This window comes from Achromobacter sp. CF-sbj1-Ac2-l, assembly GCF_052698165.1.
This window is the reverse complement of the sequence record NZ_CP199855.1, coordinates 107393-125070: the sequence shown is the minus strand read 5'-3', so window position 1 is coordinate 125070 and position 17678 is coordinate 107393. Positions and strand designations below refer to the sequence as shown.

Below are 17678 nucleotides of genomic sequence, written 5' to 3'. Positions count from 1 at the left end.
AATTTTGTTGCGACGCAACTTTACCCTCGCGGCCGGCCTGCCTATCTTGTGACCATGTTCAGCCAACGGGTCCTGCCGCTGCCATGTCTACACCGGATACCAGCCTTGTTTCCGCGACGAAAAAGGTCTGCCGCGTCCTCGCCAGCCTGTCGAACCGGCGCGTCCAGCGCCTGACCGACATCGCCCAGGCAGCGCAGTTGGACGTGTCCACCGCGCTGCGCATCCTGAAGGACCTGGAGGCCGAGGGTTTCGTGGAGCGAGACCCGGTCAGCAAGCACTACATGCTCGGTCCGCAGGTCTATGCCATGCACCATGCCATGGTCGACGGCCTCGATCTGCGCGCCCTGGCGCGGCCAGCGCTGATCCGCCTGGCGCGCAAGTTCGGCGACACCGTCATCCTGTCGATGCCGACCGGCTGGGAATCGGTCTGCCTGGACCTGTGCTTCGGCGACTATCCGATCCGCGCCAACTACCTGGAGGTCGGCAGCCGCCGTCCGCTTGGCATCGGCGCCGGCAGCCTGGCGCTGCTGGCGGCCATGGACGAGAACGAAACCCAGGCGGTGCTGCCGCCGGTGCACCAGCGGTTGCAGGAACGCTACCCGCGCTATCCCGTGCGGCTGCTGGAACAGATGACGGCGCGCGCCCGCGAGCTCGGCCACGCCATGCTGCTGGACGTGGTGGTGGAAAAGATGGGGGGCCTGGGCGTGGCCGTACGCGGCCCCAGCGGCCGCGCCATCGCCGCGCTGAGCGTGGCCGCCTTGAGCGAGCGGGTCGAATCGCGCGAACAGGAACTGGCCCAGGCGCTGGCGGCCGAAGCCCGCGCCATCGAACGCGCCTGGATGCCCCATGCCTGATCTTCACCACGCCTGCCTGCTGGCCGCGGCCACCACGCGCTTCGGCCGCCACGAGGGCCGCTCGGCCCTGGACCTGATGGCCGAGGCCGCCAACGCCGCGCTGGCGCAGTCCGGCCTGCGGCGCGCCGATATCGACGGCGTGCTGTGCGGCTACGCCACCACCTTTCCGCACTTGATGCTGGCCACGCTGCTCAGCGAAAAGCTGGGCCTGGACCCGCGCTACGCCCACGGCATGCAGATGGGCGGCGCCACCGGCGCGGCCATGGTGATGCTGGCGCGCGAACTGGTGCGCGCCGGCCGCTGCCGCCGCGTGCTGGTGGTGGCGGGCGAGAACCGCCTGACCGGCCAGGCCGTCGACGCCTCCATCCAGACACTGGCGCAGGTTGGCGAAGCCGATACCGAGGTGCCCAACGGCGCGTCGGTGCCAGCCTATTACGCGCTGCTGGCCTCCGCCTACATGCACCAGACCGGCACCCGCCGCGAGGACCTGGCCGAGCTCGCCGCGTTGATGCGCCGCCACGCCGCCAGCCACCCCCATGCGCACCTGAACGAAGCCATCAGCGTGGACCAGGTGCTGGCGTCCCGGCCCATCGCCACGCCGCTGCACCTGCTGGACTGCTGCCCGATTTCCGACGGCGCGGTGGCGCTGGTGGTCGGCGCCGACGAAGGGCCGGTGCGCATCAGCGGCGCGGGGCAGGCGCATCGCCACCAGCACCTGTCGGCGCTGCGCGACATTCTCGACACCGGCGCGGCGCGCGCGCTCGGGCAGGCCTATGCCGACGCCGGCATCGGCCCGGACCAGGTCGACTACCTGGGCATCTACGACTCCTTCACCATCACGTTGGCCATGCTGCTGGAAGAACTGGGCTTCGCGCCGCGCGGCGGCGCGGCGGATCGCGCACGGCGCGGCGACTTCGACGCGGCCGGGCCGCTGCCGCTCAACACCCATGGGGGCCTGCTGTCGTTCGGGCATTCCGGCGTGGCCGGCGGCATGGCGCACGTGGCCGAGGCCTGGACGCAGTTGGCGGGCCAGGCCGGATCGCGGCAGGCGGGCGCGCCGCGCTGCGCGCTGGTGCATGCGGACGGCGGCGTGCTGTCCGCCCACGTCAGCCTGGTGCTGCAGGCGGAGGGCCATCGATGAACACCCGCGATCCGCTGGAATTGCAGCGCTGCGAGGATTGCGGCGCCTGGTGGGCGCTGCGCCCCTACGCCTGCGCCCATTGCGGCGGCAGCAACCTGCCATGGCGGCGCAGCAGCGGCGCGGGCGTAGTGCTGGCGCGCACCGAGATCCACCGCGCGCCCGACGCCTTCTGGCGCGCGCACGTGCCCTACGTGCTGGTGCTGGTGCGCCTGGAAGAGGGCGCGGTGCTGATGGGCCATGCCGACGCCGGCATTGCCATCGGCCAGCAGGTCATGGGCCGCGCGATCACGATCGACGGCCGCGCATTGCTCGGTTTCGAGGCGCGCCGGCCGCCTTGAAGCGCCGCCGGCAACACCATCCCCAGCAAAACAACATATCCGCACGACGGAGGAGACAATCATGCGCGCAATCGCAGCATGCCGCACGGCCCTGGCCGCGCTTTCCCTGGTGGCAGCCGCCGCCTCGGCCGCCCAGGACTGGCCGACCAAACCCATCACCCTGGTGGTGCCGTACCCGCCGGGCGGGCCCACCGACATCGTGGCCCGCGTGGTCGCGCAGGGCCTGGGCGACGAACTCAAGCAGACCATCATCGTCGACAACCGCTCCGGCGCCGGCGGCAACATCGGCGCCGACATGGTGGCCAAGGCCGCGCCCGACGGCTACACGCTGCTGCTGGCGACCACGGCCCACGCCATCAACATGTCGCTGTTCAAGAACCTGAACTACGACACCCGCAAGAGCTTCGCGCCCGTGTCGCTGCTGACCAGCGGCCCGCTGGTGATCGTGACGCGGCCGGACCTGCCCGCCGGCAACGTGCGCGAGCTGATCGCGCTGGCCAAGTCCACGCCGGGCAAGCTGACCTTCGCCTCGTCGGGCAACGGCCAGTCCACCCACCTGGCGGCCGAACTGTTCGGCGCCATGGCCGGCGTGCGCATGGTGCACGTGCCCTATCGCGGCAGCGCGCCGGCCCTGACAGACGTGATGGGCGGCCAGGCCGACATCATGTTCGACACCATGCTGTCGTCGATGCCCTACGTGAACGGCGGCAAGCTCAAGGCGCTGGCCGTGACCGGCGCAGCGCGCTCGCCCGCCGCGCCCAACGTGCCCACCGTGGCCGAGGCCGGGCTGCCGGGCTACGAAGCCACCGCCTGGAACGGGCTGCTGGCCCCGGCCGGCACGCCGGCATCGGTGGTGGACCGATTGAACGGCGCCCTGCAGAAGGTGCTGGGCCGCGCCGACATCCAGCAGAAATTCGCCGCCCAGGGCTTCGCCCCGGCATGGAAGACGCCCGCCGACACGGCGCGCTTCCTCGAAGTCGAGGTCGATAAATGGGCTGGCGTGGTCAAGACTTCCGGCGCCACGGTCAATTGACCGCGCGCGGCCGCCTTCATCCTACCCAGGGGAGTTTCATGGCTTCTGTACCCATCGGCGACGCCAGCCTCGCGCGCCTGCTCGATCCGGCCTCGATCGCGATCGTCGGCGCCTCCGACAATCCCGACAAGATCGGCGGCCGGCCGATCCACTACATGCGGCGCCACGGCTATGCGGGCACGCTGTACCCGATCAACCCGCAACGCGCCGAAGTCCAGGGCGAACGCGCCTGGCCCAGCCTGGCCGCGTTGCCCGCCGCGCCGGACCTGGCGATCGTGGCGGTGGCGGGCGAGCAGGCGTTGCGGGCGGTGGATGACTGCGCCGCGCTGGGCGTGGCGGCGGCCATCGTCATCTCGGCCGGCTTCTCGGAAACCGGTGAAGCCGGGCGCGCCCTGCAGGATGCGATGACGGCGCGCGCCCGCGCCGCCGGCATGCGCATCGTCGGCCCCAACTCGCAGGGCCTGGCCAACTTCGGCAACGGCGCCATCGCCAGCTTCTCCACCATGTTCCTGGAGGTGGCGCCGGGCGACGGGCCGGTGGCGGTCATCAGCCAGAGCGGCGGCATGTGCGCCATGGTCTACGGCCTGCTACGCCAGCGCGGCATCGGCGTGCGCCACGTGCATGCCACCGGTAACGAGGCCGACGTGTCGGTCGCCGAACTGGCCTGCGCGACGCTGCGCGATCCGGAAGTCGGCTGCGTGCTGCTGTACCTGGAATCGCTGCGCGAGGCAGGGCCGCTGGCCGAGGCGGCCGCGCTGGCGCGGGCGCGCGGCGTGCCGCTGATCGTGGTCAAGTCGGGCCGCTCCGAGGCCGGCGCGCGCGCCGCGGCCTCGCATACCGGCGCGCTGGCCAATGAGGACCGCGCGGTGGATGCGTTCTTCGAACACCACGGCATCCTGCGCGCGCGCGATCCGCAGGAACTGGTGCGCTACGCCGAACTGGCCCTGCGCAGCCCCTTGCCGCAAGGCCCGCGCGTGGTGGTGGTCAGCAACTCCGGCGCCAGCTGCGTGCTGGCCTCGGACGCGGCCGCCGAGCGCGGCCTGGAGATCGCGCCGCTGGCCGACGCCACCCAGCAGGCGCTGGCCGAGCGTCTGCCCGGCTATGCCACCACCGTCAACCCCGTGGACATCACCGCCGCGCTGCTGTCGAACAACGGCCTGTTCGGGCAAGTGCTGCCCGTAATCGGCGCCGACCCGGCGGCCGACATGTTCCTGCTCGATATTCCAGTGGCGGGGCGCGGCTACGACGTGGCCTCGTTCGCGGCGGATGCGGCCGGCTTCGCGCAAACCGCCTCCAAACCGGTCGTGGTGGTGGCGTGGCAGGACAACGTGGCCAGCGCATTCCGCGCGCGCGGCCTGCCCGTTTACGCCGACGAGATCCAGGCGATGGATGCCTTGTCGGCGCTGTTGCGCCTGCGGCGGTTGCGCGAACGCGGCCGCATGGCGTCGCCGCCAGCATCGCAAGGCATTGTGGCGGCCGATCCGGCGCCCGAAGCGGCCGGCGGCTTCCTGTCCGAGGCGGCCAGCCTTGCGCTGCTGGCCGATAACGGGCTGGCGGTAATCGAACACGCCGTCTGCCGCACGGCCGACGAGGCCATTGCCGCGTGGCGCCGCATCGGCGCGCCGGTGGCATTGAAGGCCTGCTCGGCGCAACTGCCGCACAAGTCCGAGCACGGGCTGGTGGCGCTGGGCCTGAACGACGAGGCCTCGCTGCGCACGGCTTTTGCCCATCAAGCCCAAACCTTGGGTAAGCTGGACGTGCGCGATGGCGCCTGGCTCGTCGCGCGGATGCAGCGCGGCCTGCAAGAATGCGCGCTGGGCGCGCGCGTTGATCCGGTGCTGGGGCCGGTCGTCATGATCGGCAGCGGCGGCAAATACGTCGAGGCGCTGCGCGACGTGGCGGTGCTGATGCCGCCGTTCGATGCCGCGCAGGTGATCGAGAAGCTGCGCGGCCTGCGCATCGGCACGCTGCTGCAAGGGGTGCGCGGCGATCCGCCGGCCGACGTGCAGGCCCTGGCGCAACAGGCGGTGGCGCTGGGCCGCTACGCCCTGGCGGCCGGTCCGCGCCTGGCGTCGGTCGACATCAACCCGGTGATGGTCGGCGCCGTGGGACAGGGCGCGGTGGCGGTGGATGCGCTGGTGGAACTCAACGCCGCGCGCCAGCCCGCCGCCAGCGAGGCGGCGTAATGCCGCCGGCACACAAACAAAGGAGACGCACCGATGTTTGAAGACCTGAAATCCAAGACCGCGCTGGTCACCGGCGCCTACAGCGGACTGGGCCGCCACTTCGCGCTGCGGCTGGCCGAGGCCGGCGCGCGCGTGGCGCTGTGCGGGCGCCGGACCGAACTGGGCGAAACCCTGGCAACGGAGATCCGCGCGCAGGGCGGCCAGGCCTGGGTCGCGGGCATGGATGTCACCCAACCCGACAGCGTGCTGGCGGCATTCACCCAGGTCGAGCAGGCGCTCGGCCCGGTCGACATCGTCGTCAACAACGCCGGCATCGCCATGACTCGCCCCGCGCTCGACATCAGCGAGGACGAGTGGACCGGCCTGATCGATGTCAACCTGAACGGCGCGTGGCGGGTGGCGCAGTGCGCCGCGCGCCACTTCCACGGCCACGGCCGGCCCGGCGCCATCATCAACATCGCCTCGATCCTGGGCCAGCGCGTGGCCTCGCACGTGGCCGCCTACACCGCCGCCAAGGCCGGCCTGCTGCACCTGACCCGCGCCCTGGCGCTGGAATGGGCGCGCCACGGCATCCGCGTGAACGCGCTGGCGCCCGGCTACATCGGCACCGACCTGAATCGCGACTTCTTCGCCACGCCCGCCGGCGAGGCCCTGGTCAAGCGCATCCCGCAGCGCCGCCTGGGCCGCCCGCAGGACCTGGACTGCCCCTTGCTGCTGCTGGCCTCCGATGCCTCCGCCTACATGACCGGCGCGGTCATCGACGTGGACGGCGGCCACCTGGCCAGCTCGCTCTGAACCCGCATCCCATCCGGAGACCCCGCCATGGATTTTTCGCTGCCCCCCGAACTCGAAGACTACCGCCAGCGCGTGCGCGCCTTCGTCGACCGCGAGCTGATTCCGCTGGAAGCCGACCGCGCCAACTACGACGACCACGAGAACATCGACGCCGCCCTGCTGGACCGCGTGCGCGCCAAGGCCCGCGAGGCCGGCCTGTGGGCCCTGCAGATGCCGCGCAAGCGCGGCGGCCAGGGCCTGCCGATGGTGGGCCTGGCCGCCTGCTACGAAGAGATGAACCGCTCCATCTTCGGCCCGGCCGCCTTCAACGCCGCCGCCCCCGACGACGGCAACATGCGCGTGCTGGCGCAGGTGGCGCGGCCCGACCAGCAGGACCGCTGGCTGCAACCCATCATCGACGGCAAGGTGCGCTCGTCCTTCGTGATGACCGAACCCAGCCCCGGCAGCGGCTCGGACCCGTCAATGATGCGCACCACCGCCACCCGCCAGGGCGACAAATGGCTGATCCATGGCCGCAAGTGGTTCATCACCGGCGCCGGCGCCGCGCAGCATTTCATCCTGATCGCGCGCACTTCGGACGACGCCCGCAAGGGCCTGTCGGCCTTCCTGTTCGACGCCGACCAGCCCGGCTGGCGCATTGTCCGCCGCATCCCCATCATGGGCCCGGAAGAACACGGCGGCCATTGCGAGCTGGAATTCGACGGCCTGGAAATCCCCGACGAGAACCGCCTGATGGAAGTGGGCGACGGCCTCAAGCTGACGCAGATCCGCCTGGGTCCGGCGCGCCTGACGCACTGCATGCGCTGGCTGGGCCTCGCGCGGCGCGCCATGGCGGTGGCGGTGGACTACGTCGGCGAACGCAGCAGCTTTGGCCAGAAGCTGGCCGACCGCGAGGGGGTGCAATGGCTGCTGGGCGACGCCGCCATGCAGATCGAGATCGGCCGACTGCTCACCATGCGCGCCGCCGCGCGGCTGGATCAGGGCGACTTCGCGCGCAAGGAAATCTCCATGGCCAAGATCGTGGTGTCGGAAACCCTGCACAAGGTGGTCGACACCGCGCTGCAGTTGAACGGCGCGCGCGGCTATTCCAAAGACACGCCGCTGGAATGGATCTACCGCTACGCGCGCCAGGCGCGGCTGGTGGACGGCGCCTCCGAAGTGCACAAGATGGTGCTGGCGCGTTACCTGATGGACCAGGGCGATGCGTTCTGGCAGTGGGACGACGCGGACGCGCCGCGCAAGGCGCTGGTATGAGCGCGCCCGATCACGCCACCAACGCCGCCCCCGATTGGCTGCCCGCGCTGGCCGCCTACCTGTCGGCGCAGGGCCTGGGCAACGCCAGCGGCCTGCGCGCGCGGGCATTGACGGGCGGCCAGTCCAATCCGACCTACCTGCTGGAAGATGACAGCGGTGCGCGCGTGCTGCGCAAGCAGCCGCCCGGCACGCTGCTGCCCTCGGCCCACGCCATCGACCGCGAGTACCGTGTCATGGCCGCGCTGGCCGGCACCGCCGTGCCCGTGCCGGCCATGCTGCACTACTGCGCCGATCCCGCCATCGTCGGCACGCCGTTCTACCTGATGAGCTATGCGCGCGGCCGCGTCTTCATGGACCCGGCGCTGCCGGGCCTGGCCCCCGCCGAGCGCGCCGCGTTGTATGCCGAGACCGGCCGCGTGCTGGCCGCGCTGCACGCGGTGGAACCGGCCGCCGTCGGGCTCGCGGACTACGGCAAGGCCGGCGACTACTTCGCGCGCCAGGTGGCGCGCTGGACCCGCCAGTACCGCGACACCGAAACCACGTCCATCCCCGCCATGGACGCGCTGATCGACTGGCTGCCGCAGCATCTGCCGCATGACGACCAGACCCGCCTGGTGCACGGCGACTACCGCATCGACAACCTGGTATTCGCGCCCGACGCACCGCGCGCCATCGCGCTGCTGGACTGGGAGCTGTCGACCCTGGGCCATCCGCTGGCGGACCTGGCCTATCACTGCATGTGCTGGCGCATCCCGCCGTCCCTGTGGCGCGGCATCGCCGGCCTGGACCTGGCGGCGCTGGGCATCCCCGACGAAGCGCAGTTCGTGCGCGCCTATTGCGAGACGCGCGGCATCGCGCCGCCGCCCAACTGGGATTTCTACCTGGCCTACAGCTTCTTTCGCATCGCCGCCATTCTGCAGGGCGTGTACGCGCGCGCCCGCGCCGGCAACGCCGCCGCCACCGATGCGCTGGAGATGGGCGCGCGCGTCGAACCGCTGGCCGCGCTCGGCTGGCAGGCCGCGCAACGCGAATCCGCACGCCTGGCCACCGCAGGCCACTAGGAGCGCATCATGACCGCATCGCCATCCGCGTCCGACGACACACTGCCCCGCAACGCCGCCAACCACCAGCCCCTGACGCCGCTGGGTTTCCTGGCGTGGGCGGCGGCCGTCTACCCGGAACGCGCCGCGCTGCTGCACGGCAGCCATAGCCAGAGCTGGCGCGCCACCTACGACCGTTGCCGCCAGATGGCGGCGGCGCTGGCCGCCTGGGGCGTGCGCCGGGGCGACGTGGTGGCGGTGCTCGCGCCCAACACGCCGGCCCTGTACGAAGCGCACTTCGGCGTGCCGATGGCCGGCGCGGTGCTGAACGCGCTCAACACCCGGCTCGACGCGCGCACGCTGGCGTTCATTCTGCAACACGGCGGCGCCACCGTGCTGCTGTACGACAGCGAATACGCGCCGCTGGTGCGCGAGGTGCTGGGCCACCTGCGCACACCGCCGCGCACCGTGCGCATCGAAGACAGCGAATACACCGGCTCGCACGGCGACCTGGGCGATGCGGAGTACGAAGCCTGGCTCGCCGCGCAACCGGCCGACGCGCCCTGGGAAGGGCCGCGGGACGAATGGGACAACCTCTGCCTGAACTACACCTCGGGCACCACCGGCAACCCCAAGGGCGTGCTCTATCACCATCGCGGCGCCTACCTGAACGCCACCGGCAACGTGCTGGCCTGCGGCATGCCGCCGCACGCCGTCTACCTGTGGACGCTGCCCATGTTCCACTGCAACGGCTGGTGCTTCCCGTGGACCCTGGCGGCGCTGGCGGGCACCAACGTCTGCCTGCGGCGCGTGGAGCCGGCGGCCATCTTCGAGGCCATCCGCCGCCATCGGGTCGGCTTCTTCTGCGCCGCCCCGGTGGTGCTGAACATGCTGGTCAACGCCCCTGCCAACGTCCGCCACCGCGCCACGCATCGCGTGCAGGCCATGACCGGCGGCGCCGCGCCCCCCGCCGCGATCATCGAAGCGATGGAGCAACTGGGCGTGGGCGTCACCCACCTGTACGGACTGACCGAAACCTACGGCCCGTCGATCGGCTGCGCCTGGCACGACGAATGGGACGACCTGCCGCTGGCCGAGCGCGCCGCGCTCAAGGCCCGCATCGGCGTGCGCAAGCTCAACGTCGAAGCGGTTCAGGTGATGGACGCCGCCATGCGGCCGGTGCCGGCCGACGGCGCCACGCTGGGCGAGATCATGCTGCGCGGCAATACGTTAATGAAGGGCTATCTGCACAACCCCGACGCCACCGCCGACGCCTTCGCCGGCGGCTGGTTCCATTCCGGCGACCTGGCCGTGGTGCATGCCGACGGCTACATCGAGATCAAGGACCGCGCCAAGGACATCATCATCTCGGGCGGCGAAAACATCTCGACCGTGGAAATCGAAAGCGTGCTGTACCGCCACCCGGACGTGCTGGAAGCCGCCGTGGTGGCGCGTCCCGACGCGGTGTGGGGCGAAACGCCGTGCGCCTTCGTCACGCTGAAAGAGGGCGCGTCGCGCAGCGCCGACGACCTGATCGCCTACTGCCGCGAACACCTGGCGCGCTTCAAGACGCCGCGCACCGTGGTGTTCGGCGCCCTGCCCAAGACCTCCACCGGCAAGATCCAGAAGTTCGTGCTGCGCGAGCAGGCGGCGGCGTTGGATGACGGCGAGCCTCCCGCATGACGCACAGGGCCGGGCGGTTCACGCCCGCCCGGCGCGATAGCGGCTCGCCGGCGACGCGTCAGTCGCATTGATACGTGACGCGCGCCAGATCGAAGCGGCGCGCCGCGATATCCTGCTCGCGCATCAGCACGTAATAGGCGCCCGGCTGCGGAATGCCGGCGTGCGGGTCGGCGCCGATCTGCAACACCAGCCGCCAGTCCCTCGCCCCCGGCAACAGGGCCTGCGCGGCCTCGCTGCGCCAGACCGCGCTGCCGCCGCAATCCAGGCCGTGCGACACCAGTTGGCAAGTGGCCTGCATGCCATTCTGCAACGACTGTGGATAGCCGCCGAGCTGATGGTTGTCGCGGCCATCCATGTCCGGCGTGCCAAACCGCGACCGCCAATCCTGGTAGTTTTCGTAGGCCTCGTCGTCCTCCAGGGCAAACGCATCCCAGCCCGCGTCATCGACACCGATCGGCGTCAGCACCGTGCGGGCCGAGACCGGCGCCGCGCGGAACACGCAGGTCCATTCGTCGTCCGACAGCGAGGCCAGCGCATGCGGCACCGGCGCCCGTTCCAGCCCCGCCGCGGGCGTGGTGTCCCACAGCACGCGCCAACCCACCGAAGCCGCCGGCGTGAAGCTCTCGGCCTGTTCCAGGAAATCGTAGAACACCAGCAGCCGGCCCTCGCGCGGCAGCGCGGCGTCGAATCCCGCTTCCCGCGACAACGCGGCCAGATCGAACTGCCCAAGGAACGTCAGCGGAAACGCCGTTTCCACCGCATCCGCCCGGGCGCGGGCATCCGCGCTGAAACGCTCGCCTTGCGCCGGCGTCATCCACGATCCTTTTTTCTTCGAATCCGCCAGCAGGCGCTCGGCCTCCTTGCGATGGCCGGCGGCGCGCTCGTTCGCGTCTGGATAGGCCGGCCGCGTCGGCCAGGCCATGCCACGCGGCAGGTCCGGGCGCCCGCCGATCTTGCTGGCGCCCAGGGGGATCGCGTCCTCCTCGCGGGCGGTGGTCGCCAGCACCAGCGCGGGACGCGCCTGTTCCAGCAGTCTGGAGATCACGCTGGCTGGCAGATCGGTGGCGTCGAGCGAACGGCGCAGGGCGTCCTGGTCCGAAGGCAACGGGGTGAAGTCCATGACGGCAATCCTCCTGGGGCGCGGCGCGCTGGCGAAAGTGCGGCGGGCGTCGCCGCATAAAGCGCCATTCTAGGACGGCGACATGAGGTACCCCGCGATGCCGCCCAGCGCCAACGCATTGCCGCGCAGGTCCTGGGCCTGCTGCATCCGGTCGTCCACCCGTCGTCATACTTCGTCTGGCTGCCGCTGGCGCCGGAAGTGCGCGCCGATGCCATCGCCATGGCGCTGATGCGCGAACGCATCGCCGTCTCCACGGCTCATCCCTTCGCCGTCTCACACGTGCCGCACGCGATCCGGCTGGCGCTGGGCTCGGTGGACCTGGACGCCTTGCGGCGCGCATTGGAAGCGGTGGCGCGGGTGGTGGCGGACCAGACGGACAGGTAGGGCGGGCAGGCCTGCGCAACGCGCAAGGGCGATTCGCCATCCTCGGCGGGAATGCCGGGCGGCCGCCTTGCCGGATGCGCCCACTGTTGCTTTTCCGCCCGCGCCATCGACGCGCCTGCGCGCAGGCCTTGCAGTCGGACACAATTGGCAAATTGCTGTCCGACGCCAGCCCCGGCCGGCCACTAAGATGGCGCCGCATCATGCGCCACGTGCGCTTACCGAAGACCGATGAGAACAAGTCCGACATGAAAACGCGTCTGAACGTCCGCCCGTCCCCCCGCCCGCTGCTGCGCGCCACGCTCGCCGGCCTGTTTGCCGCCACGCTGGCCGCGTTCGCCAGCCCGGGCGCCCTGGCGGCCAACGCCGCCGAGCCGGCCGCTCCCAAGCCCGCCGCCGCCCAGGCCACCGCCGTCACCCCGCCCGATGCCCCCACGGTGATGTACGCCATCTACCAGATCGACGGCAAGGGCGCCGACTCGTACGAAGTGGCCAACGGCAGCGTCGCCACCTACTGGTTCGGCCACGCCTTCGAACTGAACGGCACGCAATACTTCACCGGCTTCACCTGGGACACCCGCGAAAAATACGGCAAGCCCGGCGAAGACGAAGCCGGCCCCGAGACCCAGGTCAACCTGGCCGAAGCCACCTTTACCCTGACCGGCTCCACCGCCGAACGCCCCTGGAAGTTCCGCGGCATGGAGCACACCATCGGCATGTTCGGCGCCTACGAACGGGCCGAAGCCGTCGACACTAGCCGCAAGCCGCTCGACTACCGCACCCCGGAAGGCAAGCTGCTGCTGGCCGTGCCGACCCAGGGCTTTGACAACGGCACCAGCTTCGAAGGCTACGCCCTGTTCGTCTTCAATCCCGGCCCGCGCGACGAGCTCAAGGACAAGGTCTGGACCTACCTGGGCAGCATTCTCACCGGCGACGACAACAGCGCCGCCTGCGCCGACGGCGACGTCATGCCCTGCGTCGCCAAGACCGGCAAGCTGACCTTCACCGCGCAGAACGGCAGCGACATGCCGCGCCTGACCGTCACCCCCAGCGGCACCGAAATCTCCGGCCCGGGCAAGACCCGCAAACTGGGCCCCGCCGACGCGGTCAGCTACGTCTACGACGAAGCCGGCAAGAAGTACACCGAGAAGTAAACGATGACGCGGCAGGCGCGCCGGCCCGCGCCGCCGCCCGCCCAACCCGTCCCGCGACTGCCGCTACACTGACAGGTCATGCAGACCCTCTTCACGGAGCGAACCATGACCTCCCAGCCCCTGGCCATCACCCCGGCGCGCAGCGCCCTGCTGGTCATGCACTACCAGACCGACATCATGGACCTGTTCCCGTCGGTCGCCCCCACGCTGCTGGCCAACACACGGCAGCTATGCGACGCCGCCCGCCGCGCCGGTGTGAGCGTCTACTTCGCCAAGATCCATTTCAGTCCCGGCTACCCGGAAGTCAGCCCGCTCAACAAGAACGGGCAGGGCATCCGCCAGTTGGGCCGCTTCGTGCATGACCGCGTCTCACCCGAACTCGGCCGGCGCGACGACGAACCCATCATCCTGGCCCACCGCGCCAGCGTGTTCTTCGGCACCGACCTGCAACCGCGGCTGTCGGCCCAGGGCATCGACACCCTGATCATGGTGGGCGTCGCGTCCACCGGCGTCATGCTGTCGTCCATCGCCCACGCCAGCGACGCCGACTACCGCCTGCTGACCGTCAAGGACTGTTGCTACGACCCCGACCCGGTCGTGCACGACCACCTGTTCGCGACCGCTTTCGAGTCCCGCACGACCGTGCTGTCGCTGGACGCCGCCCTGTCCCTGCTGGGCGGCCTATCGAACCAATGAGTTGACCCATGCGTACCCTGATCATTGCCTCCCTTGCCATCGCCCTGAATTTTTCCCACGCCGCCGTGGCGCAAGCCGAACAAGGCTGCCCCGACGGCTACGCGCCCAGCGTCGGCACGCCCGGCCAGCAATGCGTGCCGATCCCCGTGGAGATCGCGCCCGCCGCGGGCGGCGCGTCCACCCCTGTATCGCGCGACGCCCAGCGCTGGGGCGCCGTGGCCTATGACGCGCTCTCCGGCGCGATCGGCATCTCGGCCGACCGGGCCAGCAAAGCCAAGGCCGAAAAAGACGCGCTGGGCCAATGCGCCACCAAGGGCGGCGCGCGCTGCGTCATCAACACCACCTATCACGACCAGTGCGTGGCCGTGGCCTACGGCCCGTCGCCCCAAGGCAGCGGCGTGCTGGTCAATTCCGCCACCGCCGCCAGCGAGGAACTGGCCCGCATGCGCGCCCTGGAAAGCTGCGAGAAAGGCGCTGGCGCCAGTTGCCAGGCTTTCTACACCGGTTGCAGCCTGCCCCCGCCGGCTCAATAATCGGCGTCTCGCCGGCCCGCATCCCTCGAAGGACCTCCCATGCTCGACCCCGCCACCCTCGTCCTCTTTGGCGGCGCCTGCGTCGCGCTGGCCATGACGCCCGGCCCCGACATGCTGCTGATCGCCTCTCGCAGCGCCGCGCAGGGCAGGGCCGCCGGCTTCGCCTCGCTGACCGGCATCCAGGCCGGCACCTACTGCCACGCGCTGCTGGCGGCCTTCGGCCTGTCGCAGCTATTCGTGGCGGTGCCCATGGCGTACGACGCCGTGCGCTTCGCCGGCGCGCTCTACCTGCTGTACCTGGCCGTGCGCGCGTTCCGCTCGCAGCCCGTGCCGCACGTGCCCGATGCGGGCCGGGCCCGCTCGCCCGTGCGCGAAGTCTTCCTGCAAGGCCTGCTGACCAACCTGCTCAACCCCAAGATGGCGCTGTTCGTGCTGGCGCTGTTCCCGCAGTTCGTGCGCCCGCAAGACGGCTCGGTGGCCCTGCAGATCCTGGTGCTGGCCACCATCCTCAACGTCATCGGCCTGTTCATCAACGGCGCCGTCATCCTGGCCGCGCACCAGCTCAGCCGGCGCTGGGCCGGCCGCCAACGCGTGTCGCGCTGGCCGCAGTACGTACTGGGATCGGTGTTCCTGGCGCTGGCGCTGCGCCTGGCCACCGCCAGCCGCAACTGACGCGCGCGCTCCATGCAAAAGATCGAAGGCAAGGAATTCCGCATGGCCCTGGACAAGGGCAACGCGCATTTCCACGACCTGCATCTGCACGACTGCGCCTTCGATAACTGCGGTCTGTCGATGGTCAAGTATCCGCAACGCATGTCGCGCGTGCAGAACGTGACGCTGTCGCAATGCCGCGTCGTGAATTCAGAGATCAAGCCGTGCGTGTTCGAGGACGTGGTGGTCGAAGACCTGTCCACCAACCCCATTCTGCTGGTGTGGGCCGCGTTCCTTCGCCGGGTCACGTTGAAGGGCAAGATCGGCAAGATCAACTTGAACCTGACGCCCGAAGCGTTCTGCACGGATGCGGACCGGCTCCAGCAATTCGAGACCGCCCGCGCCGCGTTCTATGCCGAGACCGATTGGGCGCTGGACATCAGCGAAGCCAGGCTGTTGGGGCTGCGTTGCGAAGGCGTGCCGCTGCACCTGATCAGGCGCGATCCGCAAACGCAGGTGATCCTGGACAAGCGCGGGCGCTATCGTGGGCAGCAGGCGCTGGATGCCAGCTTCGCCAAGGCCTTTCCCGTTGCCGACAGCGTGCTGCGCGGCTTCGACGGATCCGACAGGCCGGCCATGCTGCTGGCCGCATCAATGGGCGCGCCGAAGAAGCGGCGTGACGAGGAACTGGGCGCGATCGCGGAGTTGCGCACGCTGGGATTTCTGGAAGATTGAAGCGCGCGCCGCGTCAGCGCCATAGCCAGTAGCCGACCGCCAGCACCACCGCCACCCACAACACCACGATCACCACCGCGCCCACCCGGCTGCGCGGCTTTTCGCGCTTGGCCTGGATCCACGCGTCCGCCTGGCTGCGGCATTCCCGCAGCACATCTGGCGGCAACAACTTGATGACCAACCAGATCAGGCCCGGCAGCAACAGCACGTCATCCAGATAACCCAGCACCGGGATGAAGTCGGGAATCAGATCGATGGGACTGAGGGCGTAGGCCACCACGAACAGGCCCAGCGCCTTGGCGTGCCAGGGCGTGCGGGGGTGCTTGCCGGCGAACCAGAGGGTCAGGCCGTCGCGCTTGATGCGCCGGGCCCAGGTTTTGAGGCGGTCGCGGGTTGGCATGGAGCGCGGGGTAGGGGGCAGCGGGGATGGATTCCAGATTGAACCCGTGACTTGGCTTCAACGCAATCTGCTCGCTAAATCCGCAGCCGCTTGCATCGCGTGCTTTGACGCCCGATAGGGGGGCAATACCTTGGGCAATCGCCGGATGATGACCGCGACGCGTCTTTCCGAGGCAGCCAAGGCACGCACCAGGACGTCGCCGAACATCTTGCGAATGGCGGTATTCGTATCGATCGCGCCCACCTTCGCGTACAAGCGACCGCAGGTGGGGATCGCACCAGTACGGACCCAGCGTCGTTCATCACGGCACAAAAAGGCGAACATCATCAGTCTTCGCATCCTCAAAAGCTTGCTTTAGTTGATCTCGACGCGGTCCTTCGGGCTCGTTCTTCAGCGCATCTTCCAGCGCCTTGGCTTGCCTGGCCTGAGCCTCCAGGAACTGCCCGACCTGCTTCTGAGCCTCCGACGCGATCTCGAACCCCGCCTCGATCTTCTTCTCGTCGAAGATCGGCTTGAGCGCATTCAACGTATCCGACGACGTGTCGCGATTCAGCGCAGCGTTTGACTGGATATCGCCGCGCCGACCAAGGTCGTGTTTCGCGCGATATCCAACTGGAAGCCGCCGTCGCCCGCCTTCAGGCCCGCCTGTTCGCTGGCGGATCGGAAGTCGCCGTTCATCCGGCCTTGGGCGACGTGGCCCGACACCGAACGCTTGCAGTAGCCGTACACGCAGATGTTGGCCTTGATCGCGACGCGGTCCTTCAGGCTCGTTCTTCAGCGCATCTTCCAGTGCCTTGGCTTCCCTGGCCCGCGTTTCCAGGAACTGCCCGACCTGCTTCTGAGCCTCCGACGCAATCTCGAACCCCGCCTCGATCTTCTCCTTGTCGAAGATCGGCTTGAGCGCATTCAACGTATCCGACGACGTGTCGCGATTCAGCGCAGCGATCGTTTGAGTCGCCGTCAGTCCAGTTAAGTCCTGCTGCGCGACTTCATCGCGAATCACGACATTGCCGCCACTGATCGCGCTGCGCGTGGCCGAGCTGGCATTGCCGGAAGCGCCTACGACAACAGGCAGGCCTGCCGACGCCCCGCTCTTGTCGCCCGGGTCCCGCGCGTTGTCGGCCCCGCCCGCCGTCTGGCCGTTGGCGTTCGCGGCTACGTCCGCTTTGCCCGCATCGCCTTTCTTGGGTGCGCCCCCGCCGTCGCCGCCCCAGCTATAGCCCCCGCTCAGGGCAATCTGGTCGGCCTTGTACCGGGCCGTGTTCTTTACATCCTGAACATCCAGCGTGCGCGTGCCGAGCGCGTTTCGGCCTTCCAGCGCCGCGCGCTCGCTGCTGGATATCGCCGCGCCGACCAAGGTCGTGTTTCGCGCGATATCCAGTTGGAAGCCGCCGTCGCCCGCCTTCAGGCCGGCCTGTTCGCTGGCGGATCGGAAGTCGCTGTTCATCCGGCCTTGGGCGACGTGGCCCGACACCGAACTCTTGCAGTAGCCGTACACGCAGATGTTGGCCTTGACGCCGATGCTTTGCTGCTTGGCGTCGTAGGTGCTGGCATCCTGCAGGGTCTCCAGGCGCAAGTCCTTGCCCACCGACGCGATGATCCGGTCGGCTCGACCAGTTCCACCGATCAAGGACGTGTCAGCGCCGGATCGCAACGCCAGCATAGTGCCGGCGCCCACGAGGCG

18 protein-coding genes and 1 pseudogene are annotated in these 17678 nt (G+C 69.8%); 15 read left to right on the top strand and 4 right to left on the bottom strand.

Annotated features, from left to right (window positions below; translation table 11 throughout):
* Positions 1 to 83 precede the first annotated feature (83 nt).
* The 9 genes from ACUDCK_RS00555 to ACUDCK_RS00515 all read left to right on the top strand — a co-directional run bounded on the left by ACUDCK_RS00555 (position 84) and on the right by ACUDCK_RS00515 (position 10324).
* Entirely contained in the window at positions 84 to 854 is a 771-nt protein-coding gene (locus ACUDCK_RS00555; RefSeq protein WP_020925677.1) for an IclR family transcriptional regulator, read from the top strand.
* Entirely contained in the window at positions 847 to 1995 is a 1149-nt protein-coding gene (locus ACUDCK_RS00550; RefSeq protein WP_175167291.1) for a thiolase family protein, read from the top strand. The genes ACUDCK_RS00555 and ACUDCK_RS00550 overlap by 8 nt, the downstream gene beginning before the upstream one ends.
* Positions 1992 to 2333, top strand: coding sequence for a Zn-ribbon domain-containing OB-fold protein (locus ACUDCK_RS00545; RefSeq protein WP_175167292.1), 342 nt, complete (start codon positions 1992 to 1994; stop codon positions 2331 to 2333). The genes ACUDCK_RS00550 and ACUDCK_RS00545 overlap by 4 nt, the downstream gene beginning before the upstream one ends.
* A gap of 61 nt (positions 2334 to 2394) precedes the next feature.
* Entirely contained in the window at positions 2395 to 3366 is a 972-nt protein-coding gene (locus ACUDCK_RS00540; RefSeq protein ID WP_175167293.1) for a tripartite tricarboxylate transporter substrate binding protein, read from the top strand.
* Positions 3367 to 3404: 38 nt separating this feature from the next.
* A complete protein-coding gene (locus tag ACUDCK_RS00535) occupies positions 3405 to 5552 on the top strand; it encodes an acetate--CoA ligase family protein (RefSeq protein WP_175167294.1) in 2148 nt (715 codons plus the stop codon).
* A gap of 33 nt (positions 5553 to 5585) precedes the next feature.
* On the top strand, positions 5586 to 6347 hold the full coding sequence (locus tag ACUDCK_RS00530; protein ID WP_175167295.1) for an SDR family NAD(P)-dependent oxidoreductase: 762 nt from the start codon (positions 5586 to 5588) through the stop codon (positions 6345 to 6347).
* Positions 6348 to 6374: 27 nt separating this feature from the next.
* Positions 6375 to 7601: an acyl-CoA dehydrogenase family protein gene (locus tag ACUDCK_RS00525; protein WP_006389424.1), complete on the top strand. Its 1227-nt coding sequence runs from the start codon at positions 6375 to 6377 to the stop codon at positions 7599 to 7601.
* Positions 7598 to 8662 carry a phosphotransferase family protein gene (locus ACUDCK_RS00520; protein WP_175167296.1) on the top strand — a complete coding sequence of 355 codons (1065 nt, stop codon included), beginning with the start codon at positions 7598 to 7600 and terminating at the stop codon, positions 8660 to 8662. The genes ACUDCK_RS00525 and ACUDCK_RS00520 overlap by 4 nt, the downstream gene beginning before the upstream one ends.
* 9 nt (positions 8663 to 8671) lie before the next feature.
* Entirely contained in the window at positions 8672 to 10324 is a 1653-nt protein-coding gene (locus ACUDCK_RS00515) for an acyl-CoA synthetase (RefSeq protein ID WP_175167297.1), read from the top strand.
* 58 nt (positions 10325 to 10382) lie between these two features.
* Here ACUDCK_RS00515 and ACUDCK_RS00510 read toward each other — a convergent pair whose 3' ends face one another.
* The gene (locus tag ACUDCK_RS00510) at positions 10383 to 11444 is read right to left on the bottom strand and encodes a YwqG family protein (RefSeq protein WP_175167298.1); all 1062 of its coding nucleotides are present in this window, start codon (positions 11442 to 11444) and stop codon (positions 10383 to 10385) included.
* A 93-nt stretch (positions 11445 to 11537) separates the two neighbouring features.
* On the opposite strand from ACUDCK_RS00510, the pseudogene ACUDCK_RS00505 reads away from it, so the two are divergent.
* The 6 genes and pseudogenes from ACUDCK_RS00505 to ACUDCK_RS00480 all read left to right on the top strand — a co-directional run.
* Positions 11538 to 11828: pseudogene (locus tag ACUDCK_RS00505) on the top strand (PLP-dependent aminotransferase family protein); the annotation flags it as partial.
* 245 nt (positions 11829 to 12073) lie between these two features.
* Complete coding sequence (locus tag ACUDCK_RS00500) at positions 12074 to 12979, top strand: hypothetical protein (protein ID WP_175167299.1); 906 nt, start codon at positions 12074 to 12076, stop codon at positions 12977 to 12979.
* 105 nt (positions 12980 to 13084) lie between these two features.
* The gene (locus ACUDCK_RS00495; protein WP_064527475.1) at positions 13085 to 13675 is read left to right on the top strand and encodes an isochorismatase family cysteine hydrolase; all 591 of its coding nucleotides are present in this window, start codon (positions 13085 to 13087) and stop codon (positions 13673 to 13675) included.
* Between the two features lie 8 nt (positions 13676 to 13683).
* Complete coding sequence (locus ACUDCK_RS00490) at positions 13684 to 14208, top strand: DUF4189 domain-containing protein (protein ID WP_054504350.1); 525 nt, start codon at positions 13684 to 13686, stop codon at positions 14206 to 14208.
* A gap of 39 nt (positions 14209 to 14247) precedes the next feature.
* Positions 14248 to 14880: a LysE family translocator gene (locus ACUDCK_RS00485; protein WP_175167300.1), complete on the top strand. Its 633-nt coding sequence runs from the start codon at positions 14248 to 14250 to the stop codon at positions 14878 to 14880.
* A 12-nt stretch (positions 14881 to 14892) separates the two neighbouring features.
* Positions 14893 to 15594 carry a hypothetical protein gene (locus ACUDCK_RS00480; protein ID WP_175167301.1) on the top strand — a complete coding sequence of 234 codons (702 nt, stop codon included), beginning with the start codon at positions 14893 to 14895 and terminating at the stop codon, positions 15592 to 15594.
* 13 nt (positions 15595 to 15607) lie between these two features.
* Here ACUDCK_RS00480 and ACUDCK_RS00475 read toward each other — a convergent pair whose 3' ends face one another.
* Genes ACUDCK_RS00475 through ACUDCK_RS00465 form a run of 3 tightly spaced genes read right to left on the bottom strand, consistent with a single transcriptional unit; the run spans position 15608 to position 17657 of the window.
* On the bottom strand, positions 15608 to 15994 hold the full coding sequence (locus ACUDCK_RS00475) for a YkvA family protein (RefSeq protein ID WP_175167302.1): 387 nt from the start codon (positions 15992 to 15994) through the stop codon (positions 15608 to 15610).
* A gap of 57 nt (positions 15995 to 16051) precedes the next feature.
* On the bottom strand, positions 16052 to 16321 hold the full coding sequence (locus ACUDCK_RS00470) for a hypothetical protein (protein WP_175167303.1): 270 nt from the start codon (positions 16319 to 16321) through the stop codon (positions 16052 to 16054).
* Positions 16296 to 17657: a hemagglutinin repeat-containing protein gene (locus tag ACUDCK_RS00465; RefSeq protein WP_175167304.1), complete on the bottom strand. Its 1362-nt coding sequence runs from the start codon at positions 17655 to 17657 to the stop codon at positions 16296 to 16298. Before ACUDCK_RS00465 ends, ACUDCK_RS00470 begins: the two co-directional genes overlap by 26 nt.
* Positions 17658 to 17678 lie beyond the last annotated feature (21 nt).